Below are 23,340 nucleotides of genomic sequence, written 5' to 3'. Positions count from 1 at the left end.
TGGCCAGGCCACGAAGGGCCTGTCACGCCCCATTGTGGAGGGCCTTCCCGGCCGGCCGCGGGGGGGCCGGCTGAAACGTGCTGAAACGTCGTGAACGCGCGGGTGTCAGCGCGGCCACAGCGCCCAGAGCCGCAGGCCCTGCTTGAGCCGCCCCGCCAGTTCGCCCGCCTCCGGGCCCCAGCCCGCGAAATAATCGGCCCGCACCGCGCCCACGATGGCCGAGCCCGTGTCCTGCGCCATCACCAGGCGCTGCAACTGCACCTGCGGGCCGGTGGAGGTTAGCCACACCGGCGTGCCGTAGGGAATGCTCTGGCGGTCCACCGCGATCGAGCGGCCGGGCGTGAGGGCCACGCCCTGCGCGCCCTTCGGCCCGAAGCCGGCATCCATGGCGTTGAGCGGCTCCTCGCGGAAGAACACGTAGCGCGGATTGGCCCACAGCATCTCCTGCACGCGCTGCGGGTTCTGCAGCGTCCAGGCGCGGATGCCGGGCCAGGTCGCATCGCGCACCAGGCCCTGGTCCAGCAGCCACCGGCCCACGCTCTGGTAGGGCTGGTCGTTGGTGCCGGCGAACGCCACGCGCAGCAGCGTCACCGTGCCATCGGCCTCCTGCACCCGCAGCCGGCCCGAGCCCTGGATGTGCACCACCAGCGCCTCGACCGGATCGCGCACCCACGCGATGACCCGGCCGGCCAGCGCCGCCTGCGCTTCGGGCAGCGTGTCGATCTGCTGGCGCGTGTACCAGGGCTTGCGCGCGCCGTACCCCGCGGGCAGCCGGTACAGCGGCACGTTGAAGCCGTTGCCGGGCTGGCGCGCCGCATCCAGATAGGGCTCGTAGTAGCCGGTGAGCATGCCGTCCACCGCGCCGTCGGCGGCCTCGATGCGGTAGGGCTGCAGCCGCGCCACCATCCAGGCGCGCTGCTCGTCGGCGCTGGTGATGGACAGGCGGCGCACCTCGCCGCACAGCGGCGCGAAGGCCGGCGCGGGACGCTCGCAGTTCTTGATCCAGGCGTTCCAGGCTTCGTGCAGGGAATCTTCGGCAAAACCGGGCAACTCCGCCCAATGCACCGGTATCCAGCGGCTTTTCGGCTGCGCCATGGGGGGCGGTAGCGGCCCGGGCGGTTCGGGCGGCAGGGGGGCGCCCGGCACGCCGGGCAGCGAGGCACCGGGAGGCAAAGGCGTGGAAGGCGGCAGGGGCGTGGTGGAGCAGGCCACCAGGGTTCCTACAATCAGCGCCGTTGTCACAAGGCGCAGGAGACGGAATTTCATGGGGCTGATTTTGCTTGAAGCATTGCTGGCGCTGGTCGTTCTCGTCGCCATTGTGTGGTGGACGATGTTCTCGGGGCGCAAGGGGGGGGAGCCGCCGCCCGCGCCGCCACCGCCGGCTTCGGAACCAGAAGACGCGGACACCAAAAAATAGCATCCACCCGCCTCGGCGCGCGGCAGGAATGCAAAACAAGAATATTCAAAAAGGGAGTCAGAAAATGAGTGAACCAGCGGTTCTCCGATCCACCGTGGGACCTGGCCAGAAAAACCACCCGCAAGACATGCGGCTGCTGCGCCGGCATCTGAATGCGTTCATCCGGAAGGGGTACCTGCCCCAGAAGGCCGAATTACCCGAAGAAGGCGGATGGGACCAGCCCTTCGCCACCGCCTTGCAGAGCATCGAAAACACCTTCTTCTACGGCGAAGCGGACCCGGACAACCAACTGAACAATGCAGATACCCTGTTCCAGTTCCTGGTTCAGGCCCAGTTGGAAGAAAAGAAACTGGTCGCGTCGCTGTCGAACGAGGTGTACGTGCTGGCGTCCACCATGGTGCCGGGAGGGGTCGACCGGATCAAGCGCACCACCCTCAAGACCCGGGAAATGGTCAATGGCAAGCCCGTCGTCAAAAAGACCATCCAGGAAACAAAAATCACCGGGAACATCCGGAACTACCTGCCCGAGATTCTCGGCGCGATGACGAAGCGTTCGCTGAACGACACGGAAATGCTCATGATGGCGCTGGCCACCATCCGCGCCGAGAGCGCGAGCTTTCAGCCGGTCGACGAAGGAATATCCCGATACAACACCAGCCCCGTGGGCACCAAGGGCCGACACCCTTTCGATCGATACGATTTCCGGCCGGACAGCCTGGGAAACAACCAGTTGGGCGATGGCGCGCTGTACAAGGGCCGTGGATTTGTCCAGCTGACCGGCCGAGCCAACTACGAGCAGATGGGCAAGCAATTGGGATTGAACTTGCTGGACAACCCGGACCAGGCCAACGAAGGCCCCGCCGCCGCAGCCATCCTGGCCCAATTCATCAAGAACAAGGAAGGCGGCATTCGGGCCGCGCTGAAGACCAACAACCTGGTCCATGCCCGCAAACTGGTGAACGGCGGCACCCATGGCCTCAAGGAATTCACGGACGCGTTCGCCGCTGGCCGGAAATACCTGGGAATGGCCATTCCGAAGAAGGCCAAAACGGCCGCCAAAGCGAAGCCATAAGGAATCGCCATGCAATCGCGTCCTCCTGGCGCTTCAAGGTGGCTGCCCCTGCTGGGCCTGCTGCTGTGCACCGGCTCGATGTCCCAGGTGCCCGCACCGGCACCGTCCAAAGACCGGGGCCTGTGCCTGCCGGAAGAAGACGTCATCTTCGCCTGCAGACTTCAATCCAGGCGCGTGGTTTCCGCCTGCGCCTCCCCATCGCTGGATACCAGCCAGGGCCATCTGCAATACCGCTTCGGAAAGCCAGGAAAAGTGGAAATGGCGCTCCCACGCGCCAAGGACGATCCCGCATGGCGGCAGACCGTCGTGGCCAAAAGGCTTTGGTACTCCGCAGGCGGGGGCAATTACCTGCGGTTCAATCAACCGCCTTTTTCCTATGTGGTGTACCGCGCCTTCGGTGCGCGCTGGGGGGAAAAAGCCGGGGTCATGGTGTGGAAGAACGGCGAGATGGTCGGCCAGCACCCCTGCACCGGAGCGCCTTTCTCCCAGATGGGGCCTGCGTTTCAAAGCCGGGCAGGCCTGGCCGAAGACCCTGACGAATTGGTCCTACCCTGATCCTGCGCCATCCGTGCCAAGAATAGGGGCCTCTCAATTTCGTTCGGAGCCGCCGGCCGGGCCTGAACCCAAAGGGACCTCCCCTTCAAGCACGACTGGCTGGCAGTCCATCACCTGGAAAAGGAAGATCCCATGCGCAACAAGATTCTCATCGGCGCCACTGCCGCCGTTCTGCTCGTGAGCGGCTGTGCCAACATGGACGATACCCAGCGGCGCACCGCGACGGGCGCCGGCGTCGGCGCGGTGGCCGGCGCGGTCATCGGCTCCGCCACCGGCGGCCGGGCGGGCACCGGGGCCGTCGTCGGGGCGGGTGTTGGGGCCCTGGGCACCTACATCTGGTCGCAGCACATGGAGCGGCAAAAGCGCGAGATGCAGCAGGTCACCCAGGGCACGGGCGTGGTGGTGACGCAGACCGCCGACAACCAGCTCAAGCTCGACATTCCGAGCGACATCTCGTTCGCCACGAACCGCTCGGACATCCAGTCCAACTTCGCCCCCGTGCTGGAGCGCTTCGCCGAGGGACTTCGCAACAACCCCAACACCGAAGTGCGCATCGTGGGCCACACGGACTCCACCGGCACCGATGCCATCAACAACCCGCTGTCGATGGACCGCGCGGCCAGCACCCGCAACTTCCTGACGACGCGGGGCGTGAACGGCGGGCGCATCCAGGTCGAGGGCCGCGGCTCGCACCAGCCGATCGCCACCAACGACACGAACGACGGCCGCGCGCGCAATCGCCGGGTGGAAATCTTCGTGGGCGAACGCCAGCCGGGCTGACCGCCGGCCGGCCCACTGCCGCCCCGCCCGCGCACCGCGGCGGGAGTGGCTTTCACAGGGCGCTTCGGCGCCCTGTGGCGTTCATTCAGTGCGCGGCGCGCAGCAGGTTGGCCAGTTCCACGGCCGACTTGACCTGCATCTTGTCGAACACGCGCGCGCGGTGCACTTCCACCGTGCGCACGCTGATGTCCAGCTGGTCGGCGATGAGCTTGTTGGGCAGCCCCTCGACCACCAGCCGCATCACGTCGCGCTCGCGCTCCGTCAACTCCGACAGCCGCACCTGCAGATCGCTGTGCTGGCGCACCTGCTCCATGTGCTGCGCGGACTGGGCCAGGGCCTGCTCGATGCGGTCCACCAGCAGGTTGTCGGAAAACGGCTTCTCGCAGAAGTCGAAGGCCCCGCGCTTGACGGTGGCCACGGCGGTGGGCACGTCCGCGTGGCCGGTGAGGAAGATCACCGGCATCGCATCGATCAGGCGGCGCTCGGCCAGCCGGTCGAACAACGCCAGGCCGCTCATGCCCGGCATGCGCACGTCCAGCAGCAGGCAGCACGGCTGGCGCGCGGGCGGGCGCTCGTCGAGCATGGCTTCGAAGGCTTCGGCGCTGTCGAAGGACTCGCTGGGCAGGCGGCGCGATCGCAGCAGCCAGGCGAGCGCTTCGCGCACGCCCGAGTCGTCGTCGACGATGTAAACGGTGGCGTTGGAGACGGGTTCCATCAGGGGTGGCTGCTGTCCGCGCTGGCAGCAGGCAGGGTGAAAGTGAATACCGTACCACGCGGCTCGTTGGGCGCGTGGCCCAGGAAGCCGCCGTGCTGCTCGACCACGGTGCGGCACAGGCTCAGGCCGAGGCCCATGCCCTCGGGCCGTGTGGTGAAGAAGGGAGTGAAGAGTTTCTCGCCCACGTCCTGCGCGATGCCGCAGCCCCGGTCGATGACCATGAACTCCAGCCAGGCATTGCGCGCATTCGATGCGGCGCGGCGCACGCGCAGCTCCAGGATGCGCTGGGGCGTGGCGGGGTCGTCCATGGCCTGCATGGAGTTGCGCGCCAGGTTGAGCAGCACCTGCTCGACCATGGTGCGGTCGCACAGCACCGGGGGCAGGTCGGCGTCCACCGAGATCTTCACGAAGACTTCGAGCTTGCGCGCCTGCAGGCGGATCAGCGGCATCACGGCCTCCAGCAGGTCGTGCACCGAGACCACCTCGCGCGACTGGTCGCGCCGCCGTACGAAGTCGTGCACGCTGCGGATCACGCGGCCCGCGCGTTCGGCCTGCTGCGCGATGCGCTGCAGCGCCACGTGCACGTCGTGCAGCGGCTCCTTCGGTGGCCCGCCGCCCGGCGGCAGCAGGTTGAGCGAGCCCGAGGCGTAGCTGGAGATGGCGGCCAGCGGCTGGTTCAGCTCATGGCTCAGCAGCGATGCCATCTCGCCCACGGTGGCCAGCCGCGCGGTGGCCTGCAGGCGCTCCTGCGAGGCGCGGGACATTTCCTCTACGCGGCGCTGCTCGCTCACGTCCAGGAACGCGCTCATCCAGCCGGTGTGCAGGCCCTGCGCGTTGATGAGCGGCGCCTCGAAGATGAGCACCGGAAACCGCACGCCGTCCTTGCGCATGAAGGTCGATTCGTAGCCTTCGCGCGGCGGCGGGTGCAGGCTGGACAGGCGGATCGCCTGGCGCTGGCGGTATTCGTCGGCGAACTCGGGCGGCCAGTAGGGCACCGGGGCGCTCTGGCCCAGCAGCTCCTGCGCGGTGAACCCCACCATCTCGCAGAAGGCCGGGTTCACATAGGTGATGCGCCCCTGCAAGTCGCGCGCGCGCAGCCCGGTCACCAGCGAGTCCTCCATGGCCTTGCGGAACGCCAGCGCATCGCCCAGGTCGCGCTCGGCGCGCAGCCGGCGCCGGTTGTCGCGCACCAGCACGACCAGCACGGTGACGAGGGCGATCGACATGGCGGTCACCAGCGCGGTGAGCACATTGGGGAACACGCTGGGCGCGCTGTGCCAGCTGTCCATGCGCAGGACCAGCGTGGCGCCCGGCAGGTCGAACAGCTGCTGCGAGCTGAACAGGCGCGTGCCGCGCCGGCTGGCGCCCACCATGGCCAGGCGGGTGCCATCGGCTTCGGTGAACGACACCTCCTGCCCGCGCTTGAGGCTGGGCACCACCAGGTCGATCAGCACGTTGTGCAGCGAGTAGGTGGCCACCACGAAGCCTTCGTTGCGGCCATCCTGCATGAGGGGCAGGCACAGCTCCATCATCTCGGAGCCGCGGCCGTCGCCCTGGGGCTGGAAGTAGCTGCCGGAGTACGACGGCCCCGACACGCGGCGCGCGTTGGCGCACGCCAGCGCGATGTTGGAATGCATGCCGCTGCGCATCTCGGCGTCCCACTGCACCGGGCGGTAGGGGGTCTCGACATGGGCCCGCACTTCCAGCGTGGGGCTGCGCCATTCCAGCCGCACGAGTTCGCGGCGCACGCTCAGCAAGGCCGCCGCGCGCGACTCCCAGCTCGCCAGGTCCGGCGTGCCCACGTGCAGCGCCTGCAGGTTCTGCAGGTTGTGGGCGAAGCCCTGGCGGATGTCGGCCACGGCATCGGCGGCGTCGCGGTCCAGGCGGTTCTGCACCTCGCTCGCCTCGTAGCGGCCGGCCAGCCACACCTGGGTGACCAGCATGCCGGCCACCAGCAACACGAGCAGGGCCCACAGCGACCAGCGCTTCCATGCGCTGCGCCAGCGGTGCCAGGGCCACAGGAACGGCTCGCCGTCGGTCACAGGATGCAGTGGTCCAGCGCCGGCAGCTGCTGGCGCACCTGCTGCAGCCGCGCCGCATCGAGCACACCCAGGGCCACGCCCGGGCCTTCGGCCACCTGCGCCTGCACGGCGCCCCACGGATCGACCACCATGCTGTGGCCCCAGGTGCGGCGGCCGTTCTCGTGCAGGCCGCCCTGCGCCGGCGCCAGCACATAGGCGAGGTTCTCCACCGCGCGGGCGCGCAGCAGCAACTCCCAATGGGCCTCGCCCGTGGTGTGGGTGAAGGCGCTGGGCACCAGCAGCAGGTCGGCCCCGGCCCGTGCATGCTGGCGGTACAGCTCGGGAAAGCGCAGGTCGTAGCAGACGGACAGGCCCACGCGCCAAAGGGTGCCGTCGCGCGCGGTCAGCTCGAAGCGCACGGGTGTGTTGCCCGCCTCGATCACCGCGGCCTCGTCGAAGCGCTCGCGCCCGTTGTCGAAGCGAAACAGGTGGATCTTGTCGTAGCGGGCCACGCACTCGCCCTGCGGCGAGAACACCAGCGAGGTGTTGCGCACCTGGTGCGCGCTCTCGCACTGCAGCGGCAGCGTACCGCCCACCACCCACAGGCCCAGCTCCCGGGCCGCCTGGGCCAGAAAGCGCTGAATGGGGCCTTCGCCGTAGGGCTCGCGCAGCGCGAGTTTGTCGGTGTCGCGCGCGCCCATGGCGCAAAAATACTCGGGCAGCACGGCCAGCTCGGCGCCTTCGGCGGCGGCCTGCTCCAGCAGGTGGCGGGCCTGTTCGAGATTGCCGGGCACGTGCAGGCCCGACACCATTTGCAATGCGGCGGCTTTCATCATGATTTGTCTCCGGTGGGTGACTCGGCCGTGGGCGGCCGGGCGGCGGGGTCGGCGCTGCCCAGCTTTCGCCGGGGCACGCGCTCGATGCGCGGATCGGTCCAGGTGCCGTCGATGCGGAACTCCTGCGTGGCCGCCTGGATGAGCGGCCCGCGCAGAAAGACCTGCGCGAGGAAGCTGCCCAGGCCGACCACCGGGTTGATGGCCGTGGCCACGAGGGAGGCCGTCATGGCATTGATCTCGGGCACCACGACCACGTGCAGGTCCTGCGTTTCGCGGTCCAGGTCGGCGCTGCCCTCCATCAGCACGGCGGCGTTCACGCCCTTCATCTGCAGGTTGTTGGTGGTGGCCACGCCCTGCTCCATGCGCACGTCGCCGCGCACGAAGTCGAACGCGAAGCCTTCGCTGAACACGTCGCGGAAATCGAGCGTGAGCCGGCGCGGCAGCGACTGCAGGCTGAGCACGCCCAGCAGCTTGGCCAGCCCCGGATCGGCCTTGAGGAACTGGCCCGATTCGACGTTGACGTTCATCTGGCCCGACATGGTGCGGTAGTCCGGCGTGAGCGGCGAGCCCATCCAGGCGACCTGCCCCTCCATGCGGCCCTTGCCGCGGCGCACCACGTCGGCCATGCCGAAGCGCGCGAGCAGATCGCCCGAGTCGCGGATGTCGAGCTTGAAGTTCATCACCGTGCGGCGGCGCGCATCGGCGGCGCCGTCGCTGCCCAGCAGCGCCCAGTTGCCGTTGGCCGTGAGCGTGGCCTCGGGCGCGACGATGTTGAACTTGGACAGCCGCCATTCGCGCGGGGCGCCGTCGCCGCCGCGGTTCTGCGCCTCGATCTCGATGCGGCCCAGGCGGCGCCCGCGCAGCACGAAATCGTCCACCACGATGTCCAGCGACGGCAGCGTGCCGGCGCCGGCGGCCGGTTCTTCGGCCAGCAGTTCATCCACCTCCTTGGCATCGCTCTGCGGGACGGCCAGGCGCGACAGGCGGGCGAACACCCGGCCGGAGCCCGCATCGGGCCCGCTGCCCGCGCCCTGGCGAAACTCCACGTAGCCGTTCAGCTCCTGGGCGTCCACGTTGGTGCGCCAGGTGCTGCCCTCGCGCGAGCCGCCCATGACCACGCCGTGCAGCGTGCGGCCCTGGAAGTCCACCTGACGGGCCCGCACGGCCAGCTGCGTGGGCAGGTAGTCCTGCATGGGAGAGACGGAAGGCACGGGAGCGGTGCCCGTCCCGTTGCCCGCCACGGCAGCGGGCGCGGCACTCGCCGGCGTGCTGGCCGCCGATGCGGCCTCGGCAGCCGGTGGCGCCACCAGCAGGGGCGAGCGCGCGGGGTCGTTGCCCATCAGCGCCGCCTGCCAGGCATCGACGTCCAGCTCGCCGATCTGCACATTGGCCACCACGCCGCGTTCGGGCAGGGGCGCCGCCTCGCCGGGCGCCAGGCCCAGCGCGATGGCGCCGCGCAGCACCCGGGGCTGGGCGGCGTTGGCAATGTCGCGCACATAGGTCACCGATCCGAGCGCGCCCAGGTCCAGCGCCATGTGTTCGTGCAGGGGCGCCGCACCGGTGCCATTGCCACCGCCGCTGCCGTTGCCGCTCCCTGCCGCGGCCGCCAGCGATTCGCGCGTGAGCTGCGTCTCGAACCGCACGGGCATCAGGGCCTCGGCGGTCTTGCCCAGCGGCGCCGGCAGGTCCAGCGCCATGCCCTGCAAGGTGGTGGTCACTTGCACCTCCGGCGTGCCCCGGCGCACGCCCAGCACCAGGGTGTAGGGCGTGCTGCCGCTCGCGCGCTGGGCCAGTTGCGCCAGACCCGGCCATTGCGACGCCTGGCGCAGCCCCTCGGCCGTGGCCACGCCCTGGCCGCGCACCTGCACGGAGGACTCCACCGGCAACGCCCCCGCGGGCAGGGATCGCATGCCACCCTCCAGCCGCAGGTCGCCCCCCAGCGCGCGGCCCTGCACGCCCGCCAGGGTGAAGCCGGTGTCGGTGAACTGCACGGTGCCGCGCGCGCGGCCGATGGGCGGCGCCTCCGGTGCGATGCGCACGTCGTTGCCCGCCAGGGTCACGCTGCCCTGTACCTTGGACTGGTCGATGTGGCTGACGGGCAGCGACAGGGCCAGCTGCAGGTCGGCCGTGCCGTTGGCCGTGGTCTTGTCCAGCGCATTGCCGGTCAGGCGCGCCAGCGGCGAGGTGGTGACGAACGACAGCATGTCCGCCAGCGGGCCGCGCGCATCGGCGTTCACCGCGACCACCGTGTGGGCCAGGTCCGGAATGCGCGCCTCCACCTTGTTCACGCGCAGCTTCGGCGTGCCGGCGAAGCTGCCGCTGGCGCCCTTCACGGCCATGGTGGATCGGTCGAAGATCAGGTCGCCGGTGAGTTCGGTGAGGGCGGGCCAGGGCGCCTCGTTGGCATGCTGCAGGCGCGGCGGCACATAGGCATAGGTCACGTCCTTCACGCGCGCGGCGATGTGGAAGTCGCCCTGCCCGGGCGTGTTGAAGGGAATGTCGTGCAGGTCGCCCTTGACGCGGAACTGCACGTTGCTGGCCGTGCCCGTGGTGACCGCGTCGCGCACGTAGTGGCGCGTCTCCTGCGGGATGGACAGCGGCAGGTAGCGGTGCACGCGGGTGCCGTCCGCGCGGCTCAGGCTGCCGGACAGGTCCAGCACGCCGGGAAACCGCGGCCGGGCACCGCCACGATCGGCATCGCCGGTGTGCCAGTTCAGCCGGGCCTCGCCCTGCGCATCGGCGTTGGAAAACTGCAGTTCGCTGGCCTGCACCGCGATGCGCTCGCCCTCGATCTGCCAGCGCACGTTCGCCGACAGCTGGTCCACCGGCACCGTGCCTTCCTCGAATACGTGGGGCAGCACCAGGGCGCCGTCCGCCAGGGCCAGCGTGGCCTTGCCGCCGGCCTGCGACACGTCGAACTCCACGCTCGCGCCGCGCAGGCCGGGCACGTGCGATGCCGAGCCTTCGGCGCGCGGCTGGTCGGCCACCGCCAGCCCGGTCACCTTGCCGCGCGCCTGGTATTGCTGCAACTGCTGCAGGGGGCCGCGCCAGGTGGCCTTGACCTCCTCCACCAGCCCGCGCGGCGTGTAGTCGGCCAGGGCGGAATGCACGGCGGCATCCAGCGGCAGCCGGCTGGCGATCTGCGCCAGCGCGGCCAGGTCGAGGCGGTCGGCGCGCAGTTCGCCCTGCTCGCGGCCGCTTTGCACGCCAGTGTGCCGCACCGTGAGGTTGCCGCCCGGCCAGCGCAATGCGTCCTGCGTGGTGAACTGCAGGCCCTCGGTGGAGAACTCGAACCCGTCGGACAGGCGCCGCCCGCCCACCCGGCCGGCGACGGACTGCAGCGCGAGCGGCTCCAGCCCCTCGCCCAGGCGGGCGTTCACCCCGGCCAGGGCGAGGTCGGCCGTGCCGCCGACGAACTGCCCGCGCTGGAAATCGACCCACGCGCGCAGCGCGCCGCGGCCCTCGGCCACCTGCACGCCGTCGATGTGGACATGGTGGCGCAGCCGGGACACGTCCACGCGCGAGAAATCGGCGAACAGCTGCCCCGTCCACTGCTGCCACGCCCCGCCGTGCGTCGTCAGGAACGGCTGGCGGAACTGCCCGGTGAGCTTGAACCGGTCGCCCCACTCCGGCGGCGGCGTGGCCTCGATCCGCATGCCGTGGCGCCAGCCCCGGTTGCGCAGCAGCAGGTCCACCTGCCCCAGGGCCAGGGGCGGCTCCCGGCTTTGCTCGTCGGTCAGCCGCACGGTGCCGCCGCGCAGCACGACCTCGCTCTGCGAGAACAGCCAGTCGGCCCCGGCGCTGTCGCCGCCCGCGCTCTGGCGAAACGCCAGCCCCGCGATGAAGATGCGGCCGTCCGCCATGCGGCGCACGTCGAGTTCAGGGCGTTCGATGTACAGCTGCTCGAACCCCATGCGCAGCACCGAGCGCGGCGACAGCGACCCCACCACGCGCGGCAGCTTCAGGGCCTCGCGGCCCTGGGGGTCCAGCAGGGCGACGTCGTTAAGCTCGATGGTGGGCACCAGCCCTTCGGAGCGGGCCGACAGCGCACCGATTCGCACCGGTACCCCCAGCGCCCGTGTGGCATGGGCTTCCAGCTGCGGACGGAAGTCGCCGATACGCGGCACAATCCAGCCGTGAAGCACCCCCCAGGCGGCGGCCACCAGCAGCCAGAAGGCGATGAGCAGGCCCAGGGACCACCGCGCAAGACCTGCCAGGCATCGGAGCAGGCGTGAGGGGTTCGGTGGCTGTTCAATCATTGGTGGGTAAGGATGCGAAGGGAATTATGACCCGCGCCCGCTGTGCGGGTTCAGCATCAAACGGTGTCGTTATGTACGGTTTTCAGGCCCCGGGCCCTTGCTATGCCGCTGTCTTGCACTGACGTTCCAGAGATCCCCAGCGCCGCCGGCGACGGCCCGCTGGCGAGCCACTCCCGCTTCCACCAGCGGCTGCACCGGCGCTATGCCGACGCGTTCGCCGTGCTGCCGCCCGGCGCCCCCACGCGGGCCACCATGGCCGAGGCGCTGGCCGCCCTGCGGGCCCGCGGGCACGACACCGGCACGGCCCTGCGCATCCTGCGGCAGGTGGTGATGGAGCGGCTGGTGCGCCTCGATTGCGAACAGGGCGCGCCGCTGGCCGACATCACGCGGGCCACCACCGAGCTGGCCGAACTGGCCCTGGACCAGGCCTGCGTGCAGGCCCGCGAAGCGCTCGATGCCCGCCACGGCGCCCCGCGCGGCCCCGAGGGCCAGCCGGTCGAGCTGTGGATCATCGGCATGGGCAAGCTGGGCGCACGCGAGCTGAACGTGTCCAGCGACATCGACCTGATCTACGTGTACGAACACGACGGAGAGACCGCCGGCAACGCCGAGGGCCGCAACCGCATCTCCAACCACGAGTACTTCGGCCACGCCGTCAAGGCCATCTACGGCCTGATCGGCGACACCACCGAGCACGGCTTCGTCTTCCGGGTGGACCTGGCGCTGCGGCCCAACGGCAACTCCGGCCCGGCGGCCGTGTCGCTGGCCGCGCTGGAGGAATACCTGCAGGTGCAGGGCCGCGAATGGGAGCGTTTCGCCTGGCTCAAGAGCCGCGTGGTCGCGCCGCGCAGCAGCGTCATCGGCGAGCCGGTGCAGGCCCTGCGCGGGGTGGTGCTGCCCTTCGTCTTCCGGCGCTACCTGGACTACAGCGTGTTCGACGCGCTGCGCTCGCTGCACCGGCAGATCCGCGACCACGCCGCCAAGCGCAGCGCCGGCCACCCCGAGCGCGCCAACGACGTGAAGCTCTCGCGCGGCGGCATCCGCGAGATCGAATTCACCGTGCAGCTGCTGCAGGTGGTGCGCGGCGGGCAGTTCCCCGAGCTGCGCTGCCGCCCCACGCTGGAGGCGCTGCAGCGCATCGCGCGCGCCGGCCTCATGCCGCAGGAGACCGCCGAGGCGCTGGCCGTGGCCTACACCTTCCTGCGCCAGGTGGAGCACCGCATCCAGTACCTGGACGACCAGCAGACCCACGTGCTGCCCACGCGCGACGACGACCTCGCCTGGATCGCCCAGACCCTGGGCCTGGGCACCTGCGCCTTCCTGCACCAGCTCGATGCGCACCGCGAACTGGTGGCGCAGGAGTTCGACACGCTGCTGGGCGGCGCCGGCAAGAAGCAGTGCACCAAGGGCGGCTGCGGCGGCCCGCGCGCCGGCGCGCCCGCCGCGCCCGAGCTGGAAGCGGTGCTGGAGCAGTTGCCGCCCACCGTGCGTGCGCGCGTCGCCGAATGGCGCACGCACCCGCGCGTGCAGTCCCTGAGCGACGAGTCGCGCGAGCGGCTGCTGCGGCTGGTGCAGCGCACCGCGCGCTGGCTGGCCGAGGGCCAGGTCAACGAAGACGCCGTGGTGCGGCTGATCGGCTGGCTCGAATCGCTGCTGCGCCGCGACATCTACCTGGCGCTGCTGCTGGAGCGCCCCTCGGTCTACGAGCACCTGCTGCACCTGCTGGGCGCCGCGCAGTGGCCCGCCCGCTACATGCTGCAGCACCCCGGCGTGATCGACGAGCTGGCGGGCGACGCGCTGCTGGCCGAACGCTTCGTGCCGCAGGACTTCGAGCACGAACTGGGGCTGCGCATCGCCTCGCTGCAATCGACCGGCGAGGACGACGACGAGACCCTGCTGAACCTGCTGCGCCGCGCCCACCATGCCGAGACCTTCCGCACGCTGGCGCGCGACGTGGAGCGCCGCATCACCGTGGAGCAGGTGGCCGACGACCTCTCGGCCCTGGCCGACAGCGTGCTGCGCGTGACCGCGCAGTGGTGCTGGAGCCGCCTGAAGAACCGCCACCGCGAGGTGCCGCAGTTCGCCATCATCGGCTACGGCAAGCTGGGCGGAAAGGAGCTGGGCTACGGCAGCGACCTGGACATCGTCTTCGTGTTCGACGACGACGACGACCGCGCGCCCGAGGTGTATTCGGCCTTCGTGCGCAAGCTCATCAACTGGCTCACGGTGAAGACCGCCGAGGGCGACCTCTTCGAGATCGACACCGCCCTGCGGCCCAACGGCAATTCGGGCCTGCTGGTGACCAGCTTCACCGCGTACGCCAACTACCAGCAACGGCGCGGCAGCAACACCGCCTGGACCTGGGAGCACCAGGCCATGACGCGGGCGCGCTTCCTGCTGGGCACCGAAGACCTGGCCCCGGCCGGCCCGCTCGCGCCCCTGCCTGAAGGCAGCGAGGCGCCCGCGGGCAGCGGCCGCAACCTGCGCGAGCGCTTCGACGCGGTGCGCGAGGCCGTCATCACCGCCCCGCGCGACCCCGCCGCGCTGCGCGAGGAGATCGTCACCATGCGCGAGCGCGTGCGCGCCGCCCACCCGGTGCCGGCCGGGCAGTTCGACGTCAAGCACAGCGTGGGCGGCATGGTGGACGTCGAATTCGCCCTGCAGTACCTGGTGCTGTCGCAGTCCGCCACCCACCCCGGCCTGCGCGAGAACCGCGGCAACATCACCCTGCTGCAGCGCGCCGAGGCCGCGGGCTTCCTGCCCGACGGCGTGGGCACCGCCGCCGCCACGGCCTACCGCACGCTGCGCCAGGTGCAGCACCGCGCCCGTCTGAACGAGCAGCCCACGCGCGTGGACCCCGCCACACTGCAGGCCGAGCGCGACGCGGTGCTGGCGCTGTGGCGGGCGGTGTTCACCGGCTGATCCCCCACTCGCGTTCGGGGTCTTTTCGCCCCGATGCCCTAGTGGAACATGTCCTGATTGCTATATAAATAATAGCAAACGACCCCGGCGGCGCGACAGGCACGCGCCGCCCGGCCAGCCGGCCCCCTGCCCCGCGCGCCTGCGCCCGGGCCAGCACCGCAGCAGCAAACTGCGCAATTTGCCGCTGGGCGGGCAGGCGGGCCCGGCACGCGGTGCGGCCGCCACGTGGCGCCGCCGCCCCGCGCATCGGCCCGGGTTTCCGGGTTTTCCCTTGCCAATCAACCACTTGCCGGCACGCACGGATTCCGCATAAGCATGCGCCGATTCCTTTGCAGCGCCGGAGCGCCGCTGGGTCTTCAATCCATTCCATCCCCCGCCGCAATGGTCGCGCCGGGCAAACCAGGAAGGTTCGATCCCATGACGCGCAAATTCAAGGTAGTGGCGGTTTCCGGCAATGTGCAGCGCCCCTCGCGCACGCTGGTGCTGGTGGAAGAGTTGATCGCCGCGCTCAGCGAGGCGCTGCCCATCGGGGCGCACACCATCGAGCTGGGGCCGCTGGCCCCGCAGATCGGCGGCGCGCTCTACCGCAGCCAGTTGCCGGCCGCCGTCGAGGCGGAGCTGGCCGCCATCGAATCGGCCGACCTGCTGATCGTGGCCAGCCCGGTCTATCGCGGCTCGTACACGGGCCTGTTCAAGCACCTGTTCGATTTCGTGCACCACGAGGCGCTGATCGACGTGCCCGTGCTGCTGGCCGCCACCGGCGGCAGCGACCGCCATGCACTGGTGATCGACCACCAGTTGCGCCCGCTGTTCAGCTTCTTCCAGGCGCGCACGCTGCCGCTGGGCGTGTATGCGTCGGAGCAGGACTTCCAGGGCTACGAGATCGCCAGCGCCGCCCTGCGCGAGCGCATCGTGCTGGCGGTGCAGCGCGCGGCGCCCCTGGTCGGCATCGCGCCGCAGGCCGCGCCCGCGCTGCGCCTGGCGCAGGCGGCCTGAACCCCGCCGGCCACCCCATTCCCCCTCCCTCTGTCCAGGAGCATCGCCATGAGCCACGACACGACTTCCGCTTCTTCTTCCTCCACCGCCGGCATCCGCTTCGCCTACTGGGTGCCCAACGTCAGCGGCGGGCTGGTGGTCAGCACCATCGCCCAGCGCACCGACTGGAGCCTGGAATACAACCAGCGCCTGGCGCAGGCGGCCGAGAAGGCGGGTTTCGACTACGCGTTGAGCCAGATTCGCTTCACCGCCGGCTACGGCGCCGAATACCAGCACGAGTCGGTGTCGTTCAGCCAGGCGCTACTACACGCCACCACCAAGCTCAAGGTGCTGGCCGCCATCCTGCCCGGGCCGTGGAGCCCGGCCGTGGTGGCCAAGCAGATCGCCACCATCGACCACATTTCCGCGGGGCGCATCGCCATCAACGTGGTGAGCGGCTGGTTCAAGGGCGAGTTCCAGGCCATCGGCGAGCCCTGGCTGGAGCATGACGAGCGCTACCGCCGCTCCGAGGAATTCATCCGCGCGCTCAAGGGCATCTGGACGGAAGACAACTTCACCTTCAAGGGCGACTTCTACCGCTTCAACCACTACACGCTCAGCCCCAAGCCCGTGCAAAAGCCCCACCCGGAGATCTTTCAGGGCGGCAGCTCGCGCGCCGCGCGCGACATGGCCTCGCGCGTGTCGGACTGGTACTTCACCAACGGCAACACGCCAGAGGGCGTGAAAAAGCAGATCGACGACATCCAGGCCAAGGCCGCCGAGACGGGCCACCGCGTGCGCATCGGCATCAACGCCTTCGTCATCGCCCGCGACACCGAGGAAGAGGCCCGCGCCGTGCTCAAGGACATCATCGACCACGCCCACGTGGAGGCGGTGCACGCCTTCGGCGACGCGGCCAGGCAGGCCGGCCAGGCCTCGCCCGAGGGCGAGGGCAACTGGGCCAAATCCACCTTCGAAGACCTGGTGCAATACAACGACGGCTTTCGCACCAACCTCATCGGCACGCCGCGCCAGATCGCCGAGCGCATCGTGGCGCTCAAGGCCGTGGGCGTGGACCTGATCCTGGCGGGCTTCCTGCACTTCATCGAAGAGGTCGAGTACTTCGGCGAAAAGGTGCTGCCGCTGGTGCGCGAGCTGGAAGCACAGGGGCTGGGCGCGCCCGCCGGTGCCGCCATCGGCGAGCCCGCCGAGGCCGTGGCCGCCTGACCACCGCGCCGGCACAACGCCCCACCCGCCGCCGCCCACCCTCCACTGGCGCCCCCGCCCTCCCGCCGCTCGCCTGCGCGACGCGACGCCGGGCGCAGCCTGGCCCGGAAAGCCCTGCACCACCATGTCCAGCACCCTGTTCGACGGCACCCTGGCCCCGCCCGCCACGGCACCCGCTGCACCGCGCCGCAGCGCCGAGCGCGCCGGCACGGCCACGGGCGGCACCCCGCCACCGGCCGCCCCGCCCGCGCTCGAACTGCAGGGCATCGATCTGTCGTTCGGCGGCGTGCACGCGCTGCGCGGCATCGACCTGCGCGTGGCCCCGGGCGAGCTGCGCGCCATCATCGGGCCCAACGGCGCGGGCAAGAGCTCGCTGGTCAACATCATCAGCGGGCTGTACCGGCCCGACGCCGGCCGCGTGCGCATCGGCGGCGATTCATTCGCCCAGGTGCCCACGCCCCGGCTGGCGCACCTGGGCGTGGCGCGCACCTTCCAGAACCTGGCGCTGTTCAAGGGCCTCTCCGTGCGCGACAACATCGCCCTGGGCCGCGTGCATGCGGCGCACGCCAGCTTTGCCGAGCAGGTGCTGGGCTGGGGCCGGGCGCGGCGCGAATGGCGCGATGCACGCGAGCAGGCGCGCGAGGCCATCGACTTCCTGGGCTTAGGGCACGTGCAGGACCGGCTGGCCGGTGGCCTGCCCTACGGCCTGCAAAAGCGCGTGGAGCTGGCGCGCGCGCTGGTGGCACGCCCGCGCCTCTTGCTGCTGGACGAGCCCCTGGCCGGCACCACCGCGGGCGAGAAGAGCGAGATGGCCGCGCTGATCCGCGCCGCGCGCGACCGGCACGGCGCGGCGGTGGTGCTGATCGAGCACGACATCGGCATCGTGCTGGGCCTGTCGGACCGCGTGGCGGTGCTGGACTACGGCCGCAAGATCGCCGACGGCACGCCCGCCGAGGTGCGCGAGGACCCGGCCGTGATCGACGCCTACCTGGGCGTGGCGCACGATGAGGAAGCCTCCACACCGCCAGCGGAGGCGCGGTGATGGAAGGCTTCGACTTCGCCTTCCTCGCAGAAGTGCTGATCGGCGGGCTGCTGTCCGGCGTGATGTATTCGCTGGTGGCCATCGGCTTCGTGCTGATCTACAAGACCTCGGGCGTGCTCAACTTCGCGCAGGGCGCGCAGCTGCTGTTCGCGGCGCTGACCTTCGTGAGCCTGGTCGAGCGCGGCCTGCCGTTCGCGCTCGCACTGGCCATCACCTTCGCGCTGATGGTGGCGCTGGGCCTGGCCATCGAACGCGTGGTGCTGCGCCCGCTGGTCAACCAGCCGCCCATCACGCTGTTCATGGCCACGCTGGGGTTGTCATACGTGATCGAGGGCGTGGCCCAGTTGGTGTGGGGCACGCAGGTGCATTCGCTGGAACTGGGCGTTTCCGATGCGCCCATCGAGATCGCGGGCGTGCTGGTCTCCACCTTCGACCTGTTCGCGGCCGGCGTGGCGGCGGTCATGGTGGCGGTGCTGTCGGCGTTCTTTCGCTACACCCGCGTGGGCTTGGCGTTTCACGCGGTGGCCGACGACACCTTCGCCGCCCTGGCCGTGGGCCTGCGCCTGCCGGTGATCTGGGCCACCGTGTGGTCCGCCGCCGGCGTGATCGCGCTGGTGGCCGGGCTGCTGTGGGGCGCGCGGCTGGGCGTGCAGTTCTCGCTGTCGCTGGTGGTGCTGAAAGCGTTGCCGGTGCTGGTGCTGGGCGGCTTCGACTCCATCCTGGGCGCCATCGTGGGCGGCCTGCTCATCGGTGCGCTGGAAAAGCTGGCCGAGGTGTACCTGGGCGCCTCCGTGGGCGGCGGCATCGAAAGCTGGTTCGCCTACGCCGCCGCGCTGCTGTTCCTGCTGGTGCGGCCCGGCGGCCTGTTCGGACAGCGGCCGGTGGAAAGGGCCTGACGCCATGGCACGCCACTTTCAACCCGCACGTTGGCCCCTCTGGGCGACGCCTGCCATCGCGCTGGTGCTGGCCTACGGCCTGGTGCCGCTGCTGGCCACCGACTACGTGTTCGACGCGCTGCTCATCCCCTTCCTCGCCCTGTCGCTGGCCGCCGTGGGGCTGAACCTGCTCACGGGCTACGCGGGCCAGCTCTCGCTGGGCTCGGCCGCCTTCATGGCCGTGGGCGCCTATGCGGCCTACAACTTCCAGTTGCGCGTCGAGGGCCTGCCGCTGCCGGCGGCCATGGCGCTGGGCGGCGTGGCCGCCACGGTGGTGGGCGTGGTGTTCGGCCTGCCCAGCCTGCGGCTGCGCGGCTTCTACCTGGCCGTATCGACCCTGGCGGCGCAGTTCTTCGTGCAGTGGGCGCTGACGAAGTTCAGCTGGTTCAGCAACCACAACCCCTCGGGCGTGATCGACGCACCGCCCATCGCCGTGGCGGGCCTGGCCTTCGACACGCCCACGGGCCGCTACCTGTTCGCGCTGACCGTGGTGGCCGCGCTGACCGCACTGGTCTGGCGCGTGACGCGCACGCCCACCGGCCACCACTTCATCGCCGTGCGCGACAACGAGCTGGCCGCCCGCGTGATCGGCGTGCCGGTGCTGCGCGCCAAGCTGCTGGCCTTTGCGCTGTCGTCGTTCGTGATCGGCGTGGCGGGCGTGCTGTGGGGCTTCGTCTACCTGCGCACGGTGGAGCCGGCGGGCTTCAACCTCGACCGCTCGTTCCAGATCCTTTTCATCGTCATCATCGGCGGCCTGGCCACGCTGCGCGGCGCCTTCCTGGGCGCGGCCCTGATCGTCGTGTTCCCGCTGCTGCTCTCGCGCCTGGGCAGCCTGCTGCTGGGCCAGTGGTTCGACTCCGGCGTGCTGGAGCTGTGCCAGCGCATCGCCCTGGGCGCGCTCATCGTGGGCTTTCTCATCGCCGAGCCGCGCGGCCTGGCGGCGCTGTGGGAACGGGCAGTCGCCCGGCTGCAGCGCACGCGGCCGCCGCCCCCGCAGGGCGCTTGACCAGCCCCTTTCCCGCACCCCGCCATTCCCCTCTTCCTTTCTCTCCACAGGAGCGCATCGCATGTCCCTCGTCCGTCCTCTGAAAACCGCCTTGCTGGCCGCCGCGCTGGCGCTCGCCGGACTGCAGGCCGCCCAGGCCCAGGCCGCCAAACCCCAGGAACAGTTCTTCCCTCTGCAAAGCTACCGCGTCGGCCCCTACGCGGCCGGCGGCACGGGATTTTTCGGCGGCTTCATCGACTACCTGAACCTCGTCAACACGCGCGACGGCGGCGTGGGCGGCGTCAAGCTGACCTGGGAGGAAGGCGAGACGCAGTACGAGGTGGAGCGCGGCGTGGAGGTGTACGAGCGCCTCAAGACGCGCCCCGGCATCGCCGCGTGGAACCCGCTGTCGGTGGGCATCGCCTACGCGCTGATCGACCGCGTGACGGCCGACAAGGTGCCGCTGCTCACCATCAACCACGGCCGCACCGACACCACCGACGGGCGCGTGTTCAAGTACATCTTCCCGCTGCTGGTCAATCCGTACAGCGAGACCTCCGGCATCGTGAACTACCTGGGCACGAAGGCGGGCGGCACGGAGAAGCTCAAGGGCAAGAAGATCGTGGTGCTGTACCACGGCTCGCCCTACGGCAAGGAGACCATTCCGATCTACGAGCTGCTGGCCAAGCAGTACGGCTTCACGGTGCAGCAGATCGAGGTGCCGCACCCCGGCAACGAACAGCAGTCGCAGTGGCTGACCATCCGCCGCGCCAAGCCCGACTTCGTGGTGCTGCGCGGCTGGGGCGTGATGAACCCGGTAGCGCTCAAGACCGCGCAGAAGACCGGCTTTCCGGCCGACCGCATCGTGGGCAACATCTGGTCCAACTCCGAGGAAGACGTGATCCCCGCGGGCGACGCCGCCAAGGGCTATGTCGCCATCACTTCGGTGGCGCCCGGCACGCAATACCCCGTGCTGCAGGACATCGCGAAGACCGTCTACGACGCGGGCAAGGGCAACCTGCAGGACAAGAAGCGCATCGGCAGCGTCTATCACAACCTGGGCGTGCTCAACGGCATCCTGAACGTCGAGGCGATCCGCATCGCACAGGCGAAATTCGGCAAGCGCACCCTCACCGGCGACGAGGTGCGCTGGGGCCTGGAGAACCTGAAGATCGACGAAGCCCGCGCCGCCGCCCTGGGCGCCAAGGGCCTGTTCCATTCCATCCACGTGACCTGGGACAACCACGAAGGCGACGGCCGCGTGGCCTTCCAGCAGTGGGACGGCACGCAGTGGAAGGTCGTTTCCGACTGGATCGCGCCGGACTGGAAGCTGCTGCGCCCGATCATCGAAAAGTCGTCCCTGGCCTATGCCAAGGAAAAGAACGTGAAGGTGCGCACGGGCATCGACGACTAACCCGCCCCCTTCTTCACCCCACCCGGAGCGACGCCATGACCGACCTCTATCGCACCCCTTCCATCCTCGGCCCCGACTACGAAGCCATTGCCGAAAAATACCGCCCCATCTTCGCGCGCATCCAGGCCACGGCACTGCAGCGCGAGCAGCAGCGCCAGCTGGGCCACGACGCCATCCAGTGGCTCAAGGACGCACGCTTCGGCGCCCTGCGCGTGCCCGTGGAGCACGGCGGCGACGGCGCCACGCTGCCGCAGCTCTTCCAGCTGCTGGTGGAGCTGGCCGAGGCCGACTCCAATATCGTGCAGGCGCTGCGCGGGCATTTCGCCTTCGTCGAAGACCGCCTCAACGCCCCGCGCGACGCGGCCAATGCCGTGTGGCTGCAGCGCTTTGCAGATGGCGACCTGGCCGGCAACGCGTGGACCGAAGTAGGCAACGTGGCCATCGGCGACGTCATCACGCGCGTGACGCCAAAGGCGGACGGGCGCTGGGTGGTCAACGGCCGCAAGTTCTACAGCACCGGCAGCATCTTCGCGGACTGGATCGACCTGTACGCCCGCCGCGACGGCCCGGGGGACGGCGACGGCCTGGACGTGATCGCCGCCGTGCGCGCGCGCCAGCCCGGCGTGACGCACCACGACGACTGGGACGGCTTCGGCCAGCGCACCACGGGCAGCGGCACCTCGGTGTACGAGAACGCCGAGGTGGATGCAGAAAACATCTTTCTCTTCACCGACCGCTTCAAGTACCAGACGGCCTTCTACCAGCTGTTCCACCTGGCCACGCTGGCCGGCATCGCCCGCGCCATCACCCGCGACGCGGCCGCCCAGGTGCGCGGGCGAAAGCGCATCTTCAGCACCGGCAACGCGCCCAGCGTGGCGCAGGACGTGCAGGTGCAGCAGGTGGTGGGCGAGGTCTCGGCCATCGCCTATGCGGCCGAAGCCACCGCCGTGCGCGCCGCCTTCGCCGCCCAGCGCGCCTACGATGCGCACTGGCACGGCACGCCCGAGCAGGAAAAGCAGGCCAACATCGAGGCCGAGCTGGAATCCGCGCAGGGCCAGGTGGCGCTCACCGACCTGGTGCTGCGCGCCGCCAGCCAGTTCTTCAACGGGCTGGGCGCCTCGGCCGCCAGCAGCGCGCAGTCGCTGGACCGGCACTGGCGCAACGCGCGCACCGTGGCGTCGCACAACCCGGTGATCTACAAGGCGCGCATCGTCGGCGACTGGCACATCAACGGCACCGAGCCGCCCTATGTGTGGCAGATCGGCGCCGGCCCCGGCCGGCCCGCGGCGGTGGCGCCCGTACCGGCCGCCGATGCCGGCGCGGCCAATGCAGCCCAGGCGCGGCCCCTAGCCCGCGCGGCCTGAGTGGGTGAGTGAACGCCATGGCAAGCCCAGCCCCCGCGCTGCTCACGGTCGATGCGGTGCAGGCCGTCTACCAGGGCGCCATCGCCGCGCTGCACGGCGTGGGCTTCGAGGTACGCGCCGGCGAGATCCACGCGCTGCTGGGCGCCAACGGCGCCGGCAAGTCCACCACGCTCAAGGCCGTGTCGCACCTGCTGCCGGCCGAGCGCGGGCAGGTCACCGCCGGATGCATCACCTACGACGGGCAGGACGTGGCACACGCCAGCCCGGCCACCCTGGTGCGCGCCGGGCTGGTGCCGGTGCTGGAAGGCCGGCACTGCTTTCCCAGCCTGTCGGTGGAAGACAACCTGGTCACCGGCGCCTTGGGCCGCAGCGCCCGGCGCGGGGAGATCGCGCACGACCTGGAGCGGGTGTACGCCCTCTTCCCGCGCCTGCGCGACAAGCGCCGCACGCCCGCGGGCCTGGCATCGGGCGGCGAGCAGCAGATGACCGCCATCGGCCGCGCACTGATGTCGCGCCCGCGCCTGCTGGTGCTGGTGCTGGACGAGCCCTCGATGGGCCTGGCACCGCGTGTGGTGCAGGAGATCTTTGCGCAGCTCAAACGCTTGAACCGCGAGGAAGGTTTGACGCTGCTGGTGGCGGAGCAGAACTCTGCGGTGGCGTTGCAGTATGCGGGTCGGGCTATGGTGCTGGATGCTGGGAGGGCAGTGCTGTCAGGGCCGGCCGACGCGCTGCGGGAGCGGGACGACATTCGGCACTTCTACTTCGGGCAAAGTACGCAGGCGATTGCAGCCTGAGCTGGGCATCACACGGGCCTGCGCTAC

Annotated in this window: 18 protein-coding genes; 13 read left to right on the top strand and 5 right to left on the bottom strand. The window is 70.3% G+C overall.

Annotated features, from left to right (window positions below):
- Positions 1-105 precede the first annotated feature (105 nt).
- The gene (mltA, locus tag M5C96_RS00900) at positions 106-1,266 is read right to left on the bottom strand and encodes a murein transglycosylase A (RefSeq protein WP_442867349.1); all 1,161 of its coding nucleotides are present in this window, start codon (positions 1,264-1,266) and stop codon (positions 106-108) included.
- On the opposite strand from mltA, the gene M5C96_RS00895 reads away from it, so the two are divergent.
- The 4 genes from M5C96_RS00895 to M5C96_RS00880 all read left to right on the top strand — a co-directional run bounded on the left by M5C96_RS00895 (position 1,265) and on the right by M5C96_RS00880 (position 3,824).
- Positions 1,265-1,417: a hypothetical protein gene (locus M5C96_RS00895; RefSeq protein ID WP_272566586.1), complete on the top strand. Its 153-nt coding sequence runs from the start codon at positions 1,265-1,267 to the stop codon at positions 1,415-1,417. The genes mltA and M5C96_RS00895 overlap by 2 nt on opposite strands.
- Positions 1,418-1,544: 127 nt before the next feature.
- Positions 1,545-2,489 (top strand): glycoside hydrolase family 19 protein, encoded by a 945-nt coding sequence (locus M5C96_RS00890; RefSeq protein WP_272566584.1) that lies wholly within the window; start codon positions 1,545-1,547, stop codon positions 2,487-2,489.
- Between the two features lie 9 nt (positions 2,490-2,498).
- The gene (locus M5C96_RS00885) at positions 2,499-3,044 is read left to right on the top strand and encodes a hypothetical protein (RefSeq protein ID WP_272566583.1); all 546 of its coding nucleotides are present in this window, start codon (positions 2,499-2,501) and stop codon (positions 3,042-3,044) included.
- 132 nt (positions 3,045-3,176) lie between these two features.
- On the top strand, positions 3,177-3,824 hold the full coding sequence (locus tag M5C96_RS00880; RefSeq protein WP_272566581.1) for an OmpA family protein: 648 nt from the start codon (positions 3,177-3,179) through the stop codon (positions 3,822-3,824).
- An 85-nt stretch (positions 3,825-3,909) separates the two neighbouring features.
- On the opposite strand, the gene M5C96_RS00875 is transcribed toward M5C96_RS00880, so the two are convergent.
- From M5C96_RS00875 to M5C96_RS00860, 4 genes are read right to left on the bottom strand one after another with little or no spacing between them, the layout of a single operon-like run.
- Positions 3,910-4,539, bottom strand: coding sequence for a response regulator transcription factor (locus tag M5C96_RS00875; protein ID WP_272566580.1), 630 nt, complete (start codon positions 4,537-4,539; stop codon positions 3,910-3,912).
- Positions 4,539-6,581 (bottom strand): two-component system sensor histidine kinase NtrB, encoded by a 2,043-nt coding sequence (locus M5C96_RS00870; RefSeq protein WP_272566579.1) that lies wholly within the window; start codon positions 6,579-6,581, stop codon positions 4,539-4,541. Before M5C96_RS00870 ends, M5C96_RS00875 begins: the two co-directional genes overlap by 1 nt.
- The gene (locus M5C96_RS00865) at positions 6,578-7,393 is read right to left on the bottom strand and encodes a carbon-nitrogen hydrolase family protein (protein ID WP_272569870.1); all 816 of its coding nucleotides are present in this window, start codon (positions 7,391-7,393) and stop codon (positions 6,578-6,580) included. The genes M5C96_RS00870 and M5C96_RS00865 overlap by 4 nt, the downstream gene beginning before the upstream one ends.
- Positions 7,393-11,655 (bottom strand): YhdP family protein, encoded by a 4,263-nt coding sequence (locus M5C96_RS00860; protein ID WP_272566578.1) that lies wholly within the window; start codon positions 11,653-11,655, stop codon positions 7,393-7,395. Before M5C96_RS00860 ends, M5C96_RS00865 begins: the two co-directional genes overlap by 1 nt.
- 102 nt (positions 11,656-11,757) lie before the next feature.
- On the opposite strand from M5C96_RS00860, the gene glnE reads away from it, so the two are divergent.
- The 9 genes from glnE to M5C96_RS00815 all read left to right on the top strand — a co-directional run bounded on the left by glnE (position 11,758) and on the right by M5C96_RS00815 (position 23,313).
- Positions 11,758-14,577: a bifunctional [glutamate--ammonia ligase]-adenylyl-L-tyrosine phosphorylase/[glutamate--ammonia-ligase] adenylyltransferase gene (gene glnE / locus M5C96_RS00855; RefSeq protein WP_272566577.1), complete on the top strand. Its 2,820-nt coding sequence runs from the start codon at positions 11,758-11,760 to the stop codon at positions 14,575-14,577.
- Between the two features lie 417 nt (positions 14,578-14,994).
- Positions 14,995-15,573 (top strand): FMN reductase, encoded by a 579-nt coding sequence (gene msuE, locus M5C96_RS00850; RefSeq protein WP_272566576.1) that lies wholly within the window; start codon positions 14,995-14,997, stop codon positions 15,571-15,573.
- A gap of 48 nt (positions 15,574-15,621) precedes the next feature.
- Positions 15,622-16,779: a dimethylsulfone monooxygenase SfnG gene (sfnG, locus tag M5C96_RS00845; protein ID WP_272566575.1), complete on the top strand. Its 1,158-nt coding sequence runs from the start codon at positions 15,622-15,624 to the stop codon at positions 16,777-16,779.
- A gap of 124 nt (positions 16,780-16,903) precedes the next feature.
- Positions 16,904-17,821 carry an ABC transporter ATP-binding protein gene (locus M5C96_RS00840; RefSeq protein WP_272566573.1) on the top strand — a complete coding sequence of 306 codons (918 nt, stop codon included), beginning with the start codon at positions 16,904-16,906 and terminating at the stop codon, positions 17,819-17,821.
- Positions 17,821-18,717: a branched-chain amino acid ABC transporter permease gene (locus tag M5C96_RS00835; RefSeq protein ID WP_272566572.1), complete on the top strand. Its 897-nt coding sequence runs from the start codon at positions 17,821-17,823 to the stop codon at positions 18,715-18,717. Before M5C96_RS00840 ends, M5C96_RS00835 begins: the two co-directional genes overlap by 1 nt.
- 4 nt (positions 18,718-18,721) lie before the next feature.
- Positions 18,722-19,762 (top strand): branched-chain amino acid ABC transporter permease, encoded by a 1,041-nt coding sequence (locus M5C96_RS00830; protein WP_272566571.1) that lies wholly within the window; start codon positions 18,722-18,724, stop codon positions 19,760-19,762.
- Between the two features lie 61 nt (positions 19,763-19,823).
- Positions 19,824-21,155, top strand: a complete 1,332-nt coding sequence (locus tag M5C96_RS00825) for an ABC transporter substrate-binding protein (RefSeq protein WP_272566570.1) — start codon at positions 19,824-19,826, stop codon at positions 21,153-21,155.
- A gap of 35 nt (positions 21,156-21,190) precedes the next feature.
- On the top strand, positions 21,191-22,519 hold the full coding sequence (locus M5C96_RS00820; protein ID WP_272566569.1) for an acyl-CoA dehydrogenase family protein: 1,329 nt from the start codon (positions 21,191-21,193) through the stop codon (positions 22,517-22,519).
- Positions 22,520-22,536: 17 nt separating this feature from the next.
- On the top strand, positions 22,537-23,313 hold the full coding sequence (locus M5C96_RS00815) for an ABC transporter ATP-binding protein (RefSeq protein ID WP_272566568.1): 777 nt from the start codon (positions 22,537-22,539) through the stop codon (positions 23,311-23,313).
- Positions 23,314-23,340: the final 27 nt, after the last annotated feature.

Origin of the sequence: Acidovorax sp. GBBC 1281, assembly GCF_028473645.1 — a bacterium.
Taxonomy (GTDB): Bacteria; Pseudomonadota; Gammaproteobacteria; order Burkholderiales; family Burkholderiaceae_C; genus Paracidovorax.
Note: the sequence above shows the minus strand (reverse complement) of the source record. Positions and strands in the feature narration are given on the sequence as shown.

Bases quoted from the DNA above. Each gene is read 5' to 3' on its own strand.
- M5C96_RS00890 (WP_272566584.1), top strand. From the start codon at position 1,545: ATGCGGCTGCTGCGCCGGCATCTGAATGCGTTCATCCGGAAGGGGTAC.
- mltA (WP_442867349.1), bottom strand. From the start codon at position 1,266: ATGAAATTCCGTCTCCTGCGCCTTGTGACAACGGCGCTGATTGTAGGA.
- M5C96_RS00840 (WP_272566573.1), top strand. From the start codon at position 16,904: ATGTCCAGCACCCTGTTCGACGGCACCCTGGCCCCGCCCGCCACGGCA.
- sfnG (WP_272566575.1), top strand. From the start codon at position 15,622: ATGAGCCACGACACGACTTCCGCTTCTTCTTCCTCCACCGCCGGCATC.
- M5C96_RS00815 (WP_272566568.1), top strand. From the start codon at position 22,537: ATGGCAAGCCCAGCCCCCGCGCTGCTCACGGTCGATGCGGTGCAGGCC.
- M5C96_RS00880 (WP_272566581.1), top strand. From the start codon at position 3,177: ATGCGCAACAAGATTCTCATCGGCGCCACTGCCGCCGTTCTGCTCGTG.
- M5C96_RS00860 (WP_272566578.1), bottom strand. From the start codon at position 11,655: ATGATTGAACAGCCACCGAACCCCTCACGCCTGCTCCGATGCCTGGCA.
- glnE (WP_272566577.1), top strand. From the start codon at position 11,758: ATGCCGCTGTCTTGCACTGACGTTCCAGAGATCCCCAGCGCCGCCGGC.
- M5C96_RS00885 (WP_272566583.1), top strand. From the start codon at position 2,499: ATGCAATCGCGTCCTCCTGGCGCTTCAAGGTGGCTGCCCCTGCTGGGC.
- M5C96_RS00865 (WP_272569870.1), bottom strand. From the start codon at position 7,393: ATGAAAGCCGCCGCATTGCAAATGGTGTCGGGCCTGCACGTGCCCGGC.
- M5C96_RS00825 (WP_272566570.1), top strand. From the start codon at position 19,824: ATGTCCCTCGTCCGTCCTCTGAAAACCGCCTTGCTGGCCGCCGCGCTG.
- M5C96_RS00820 (WP_272566569.1), top strand. From the start codon at position 21,191: ATGACCGACCTCTATCGCACCCCTTCCATCCTCGGCCCCGACTACGAA.
- M5C96_RS00895 (WP_272566586.1), top strand. From the start codon at position 1,265: ATGGGGCTGATTTTGCTTGAAGCATTGCTGGCGCTGGTCGTTCTCGTC.
- msuE (WP_272566576.1), top strand. From the start codon at position 14,995: ATGACGCGCAAATTCAAGGTAGTGGCGGTTTCCGGCAATGTGCAGCGC.
- M5C96_RS00875 (WP_272566580.1), bottom strand. From the start codon at position 4,539: ATGGAACCCGTCTCCAACGCCACCGTTTACATCGTCGACGACGACTCG.
- M5C96_RS00830 (WP_272566571.1), top strand. From the start codon at position 18,722: ATGGCACGCCACTTTCAACCCGCACGTTGGCCCCTCTGGGCGACGCCT.
- M5C96_RS00835 (WP_272566572.1), top strand. From the start codon at position 17,821: ATGGAAGGCTTCGACTTCGCCTTCCTCGCAGAAGTGCTGATCGGCGGG.